This is a genomic window from Bacillus nitratireducens, from assembly GCF_036320425.1.
Lineage (GTDB): Bacteria > Bacillota > Bacilli > Bacillales > Bacillaceae_G > Bacillus_A > Bacillus_A nitratireducens.
In genome coordinates, this window is the sequence record NZ_JAUMJO010000044.1 from 1 (window position 1) to 740 (window position 740).

A 740-nucleotide genomic window follows, 5' to 3' on the forward strand; every position below is an offset into this window, starting at 1 on the left:
TATTTCATATGACTGAGTTAGATTGCCTTCTAATATATCTTTAACTTTTAGTACCATGTTTATATTGGTATTTGCGCCGTTGCTCAGCAAGGAGACGGCTGTTCGTTCATTTAGCAGTATGGCTACTTCGGTTCTGAAATTTGGATTGCCCCCAGTGTGTTCTATAATCGTTTGTTCGGCGTTTACGGACCAGCCTGCCGCATAATACATACCGTTGACAGCCGAAACAGACATATCACCCCTATGTGATTTTTCGATAACCGTGTGAAATATTTCGGGTATGTCCTGCACGATACTCATCTGTATGCCCATCCAACGCGCCATATCTTTTGTATTAGAAATGATGTAGCCTGCGGGTTTATTCCCAGCATAATCCGGAGCTTTAAATGGAGTTGTCATAAAAAAGGAAGAACGGTAGCCCTGTGCCAACTGTCCAGTGGCTTGAGCATCTTCTTTATAAACATACGTCTGGTGAAGACCCAACGGCTGAAATACCTGTTCCTTCATAAAGTCTTCATAGCTTTGTCGCGACACAATCTCAATAACCAAACCCAATACGTCATAATTAACGGTTCCATAGTTATACTGTTCACCGGGAGGGAACGCCAATTCAGCATCCACGAGCATTTCCACAGTCTTTTGCAACATATCCGGTGTATTGCCTTGTGGAATATTTTGAGTATGCCTAATATTTGTTAGACCACTGGTATGGTGAAGAAAGTTATTTAGTGTAAGACTTT

The 740-nt window shown here is 41.8% G+C and carries 1 protein-coding gene; it reads right to left on the minus strand.

Annotated elements, in window-relative coordinates:
- The coding region (locus Q3V31_RS31105) for a serine hydrolase domain-containing protein (RefSeq protein ID WP_329767702.1) at positions 1 to 740 on the minus strand (740 nt) is incomplete at both ends.